This window comes from Deltaproteobacteria bacterium GWC2_65_14, assembly GCA_001797615.1.
Lineage (GTDB): Bacteria > Desulfobacterota > Deferrimicrobia > Deferrimicrobiales > Deferrimicrobiaceae > GWC2-65-14.
On record MGPV01000053.1, the window covers coordinates 20,191 to 24,593 of the forward strand.

General features: G+C 67.7%; 1 protein-coding gene and 1 pseudogene (both only partly in view). Both read right to left on the reverse strand.

The features are described 5' to 3' along the window. Positions 1 to 2,505 carry the 5' portion of a maltose alpha-D-glucosyltransferase gene (locus tag A2X88_08615; protein ID OGP33450.1) on the reverse strand. Its footprint begins 867 nt before the window's first position, so 2,505 of the gene's 3,372 nt are visible here — the first part of the coding sequence; it begins with the start codon at positions 2,503 to 2,505; the stop codon falls past the left edge of the window. Positions 2,506 to 2,529: 24 nt separating this feature from the next. Continuing rightward, positions 2,530 to 4,403, reverse strand: a pseudogene (locus tag A2X88_08620) (alpha-1,4-glucan--maltose-1-phosphate maltosyltransferase) (it continues 118 nt past the right edge of the window).

A 4,403-nucleotide genomic window follows, 5' to 3' on the forward strand; every position in this document is an offset into this window, starting at 1 on the left:
CCGCTCGAAATACCGCCCCAGGCTGTCCAGCGTATAGCGCCAGGCGTCCCCCTGGTTGTGCACGAACCCCTGGAAGATCCCCAGCGTCATCGGCTCCTTCCGCCCCCGCCGGTATTCGAGAAACCCGGCCACGGGGGAGATGTGGGGGAAGGCCGCCTTCTCCGTCAGGAAAGCCCCGATCTCCAGGTCGGGGTTCACGCCGCTATCCACCCGCCTGAAGACCTTGAGGATCATCCGGTCGCCGAAGACGACGGAGGTGTTGCTCTGCTCCGCCCGCATCATCCGGGCGCGGGGCGCCTTCTCCCCCGGCCCCCGGATTTTCCGGAACCCCCGCAACGGGTTCGCGGCGATCTCCCCCTGCGCCCCCTTGAAGCGGCGCCTGCGCGCGGTCGACTCGAGGAGGAACTCGCAGGCCTCCCGGTCGTGGAGGGCGTCGTAAAGCACCCCCTCCCGGCGGCCGTTCCTGCCGGTCTCCGACACCTCCGCGATCACCGCCTGGGGGGACTCCCTCGCGATCCGCGCCGCCCGCTTCCCGTCGGCGAAGGCGACCGGAAGGGTGTAGATCTCCGGGTCCTCCTCGAGGTACTCGACCCGGACCAGCAGGACCTGGGCCGCCTGGGAGGACCCCGCCAGGGGGACCGCGTCGTCGACCAGGGCCGCCTTCATCTTCCTCGCCTTCCCCCCGAACCAGCGCCGCCCCCGGATGTAGTCGGGGAGGACCCTCTCCAGCTTCCGTTTCCCCTCGTCCCGCAGAAGCGTCTCCCAGGCCCCCTCCGCCGCGAGACGCGGGATCTTCCTCTCCCGATCCGCCTGCGCCGCCACGGCCTCCTCCGCCCGAGGCCGCTCGAGGGAGAACCAGTAGAAGGCGTGGGGCCCCAGCGTGAGGAGATACCGTCCGTCCGCCACCTCGGGGAAGCAGGTCTGGCCGAACAGCTCGACGGGGACCGCCCCCCGGTGGGGGGAAAGATCCAGCTCCACGTACTGCACGAACCGGGAGAGGTTCGCGACCACCAGGATCCGCTCCTCCCCGTAGCTCCGGAGGAAGGCAAGGACATGGTGGTTCTCCGGGTAGAGGAATTCGATCGTTCCCCGCCCGAACGCCCGGAACCGCTTCCGCAGGGAGAGGATCCGCTTCATGAACCAGAGAGGGGAGCTCAGGTTGTTCTGCCGCGCCTCCACGTTCACCGTCTCGAAGTGGTAGTCGGGGTCGATGTTCACCGGAAGGTAGAGCCGCTGGGAGGGGGCCCGCGAGAACCCCGCATTGCGGTCCGCGCTCCACTGCATCGGGGTGCGCACGCCGTTGCGGTCCCCCACGTAGATGTTGTCCCCCATCCCGATCTCGTCCCCGTAGTAGATGACCGGGGTCCCCGGGAGGGAGAAGAGCAGCGCGTTCATCAGCTCGAACTTCCTCCGGTCCTTCCCCAGGAGGGGGACCAGCCGGCGCCGGATCCCGAGGTTGATCCGCGCCTGCGGATCGTGGGCGTAGACCCGGTACATGTAGTCCCGCTCCTCGTCGGTCACCATCTCCAGCGTGAGCTCGTCGTGGTTGCGCAGGAAGAGCGCCCACTGGCAGCTCTCCGGGATCGCGGGGGTCTGGGTGAGGATGTCGATCACCGGGTACCGGTCCTCCATCCGGACCGCCATGAAGAGCCGGGGCATCAGGGGGAAGTGGAAGGCCATGTGGCACTCGTCCTCCTCCCCGAAATAGGCGACGGCGTCCTCCGGCCACTGGTTCGCCTCCGCGAGCAGCATCCGGTTCCGGAACTTCTCCTCCACCCGCTTCCGGATCCCTTTCAGCACCTTGTGGGTCTCGGGGAGATTCTCGCAGCTGGTCCCCTCCCGTTCGATCAGGTAGGGGACGGCGTCGAGCCGGAGCCCGTCCACCCCCATCCCGAGCCAGAAGTCGAGGACCTGGAAGATCGCCTTGCGCACCCCCGGGTTGTCGAAGTTCAGGTCCGGCTGGTGGGAGTAGAAGCGGTGCCAGTAGTAGGCGTTCGCCACCGGGTCCCACGACCAGTTCGAGTTCTCGAAGTCCTGGAAGATGATCCGGGTCTCCCGGTACCTGTCCGGGGTGTCGCTCCAGACGTAGTAATTGCGCCACCGGCTCCCCGGGGGGGAGCGTCTCGCCTTCTGGAACCAGGGGTGCTGGTCGGAGGTGTGGTTGACAACCAGCTCGGTGATCACCCGGATCCCCCGCCGGTGCGACTCCCGCAGGAACTGCTTGAAGTCGGCCAGCATCCCGTAGGAGGGGTGCACGGTCATGTAATCGGCGATGTCGTACCCGTCGTCCTTCAGCGGGGAGGGGTAGAACGGCAGCAGCCACAGGGCGGTGACCCCGAGGTCCTGCAGGTAGTCCAGCTTCCCCGTGAGCCCCCGGAAATCGCCGATCCCGTCGCCGTCGCTGTCGTGGAAGGCGCGCACATGGAGCTCGTAGATGACCGCGTCCTTGTACCAGAGCGGGTCGTCGTCCGGCAGCAGGGACCGTTCCTTGTCCTTTCCGGGCATGCGGGTCGTTCCTCCTTTGGTCTTCTACAGAAAGTAGTCGAAATCCCGCTCCGTCCGGACACGCCTGCGGAGGCGGACGATGTGGGCGGGGATCTCCTGGGGGCGGAGCTCCAGGTAGATCCTTCTTCCGTGCCACAGGTACCGGGCGCCGCTGAGCAGGTCGTGCCCCTGGAACGGGGAGGCCGGGTCGAGGCCGAGCTCCTCGAGGGGAAGCTCGATCCACCCCGACTGGGTGTGGTGCGGATCCAGGTTCACGACGGTCAGGAGGATGCTCGACCGGTCCGGGGTCGACTTGCTGTAGGCGATCATCTGACCGTTGTCGACCGTGTGGAACCGAAGGTTGTCGTCCGACTGGAGCGCCGGGTTCTCCCGGCGGATCCGGTTCACCAGCGCGATGACCTCCCGGAGGCTGTCCGGCCGGTCGATCTCCCAGTGCCGCAGCTGGTACTTCTCCGCGTCGAGGTACTCCTCCTTCCCCGGGCCCGCCGGGCGGTTCTCGCAGAGCTCGAAGGCCGGGCCGTAGATCCCGTAGCTGGCCCCCAGCGTCGCGGCCAGGACCAGCCGGGCCAGGAAGACCGGCCGCCCCCCGAACTGGAGCTGCTCGGTCAGGATGTCCGGCGTGTTCGGCCAGAGGTTGGGGCGGAAGAAGTCGCGCACCGGCGGCTGCGCCAGCTCCGTGAAATACTCCGTCAGCTCCCGCCTGGAGTTGCGCCAGGCAAAATAGGTGTAGGACTGGGTGAACCCGACCTTCGCCAGCCGGTACATCACCTTGGGGCGTGTGAAGGCCTCGGCGAGAAAGAGGACGTCGGGGTGCTTCTCCTGGATCCCCCCGATCAGCCACTCCCAGAATTCGTACGGCTTGGTGTGCGGGTTGTCCACCCGGAAGATCCGGACCCCGGTACCGATCCAGAACTCGACGACGCTTCGAAGCTCCTCCCACAGCTCCCGCCACAGTGAAGTCTCGAAGTCGAAGGGGTAGATGTCCTCGTACTTCTTCGGCGGGTTCTCGGCATACTGTACCGACCCGTCGGGCCGCTCGCGGAACCACTCCCGGTGCTCCCGGACATAGGGGTGGTCGGGGGAGCACTGGAAGGCGATGTCGAGGGCGATCTCGATCCCCTGCTCCTTCGCCTTCGCCACGAGGCGCTGGAAATCCCGCACGGTTCCCAGCTCCGGGTGGACCGCCTTGTGCCCTCCCTCCTTCGAGCCGATCGCCCAGGGGCTGCCGACGTCGTCGGGCGCGCAGGTGACGGAGTTGTTCTTCCCCTTCCGGTGGGTCTTCCCGATCGGGTGGATCGGCGGCAGGTAGAGCACGTCGAACCCCATCGAGGCGACGTAGGGAAGCCGCTTCTCCACATCCTTGAAGGTGCCGTGCTTTCCCGGGACCGGCGAGCAGGAGCGGGGGAAGAGCTCGTACCACGCGCTGAACCGGGCTCTCTCCCGCTCGACCCGGATCCACAGCTCCTTCCCGTAGTCGGCGGCCTGGCTTCGGTCCGGATGCCTTTCCATCGCCTCCAGCAGATCCGCGTCGAGCGCGGCCCGGACCGCTTCTTCCTCACGGCGCCCCTTCCCGACCCGCATGGCGGCCGCCCGTTCCAGAAGCGCCTTCCGATCCTTCCCCGAGGCCCTGGAGGCCGCCTCCTCGACCATCCTCGCCCCTGCCTCCAGGTCGACCGCCACCTTCTGCCCGGCTTCCGCCTTCCTGCCGAGGTCGCGGCGCCAGGAGCCGAACCGGTCGATCCAGGCGGCGAGGGTGAACCTGCACCGCCCGATCCGTTCCACCCGGAAGCTCCCAGCCCACCGGTCGTTGACGAGCGGCCTCATCGGGGTCTCCCGCCACGCCGATTCCCCCTCGGGCCGGTAGCGCAGCACCGCACGGATCATGTCGTGCCCGTCGG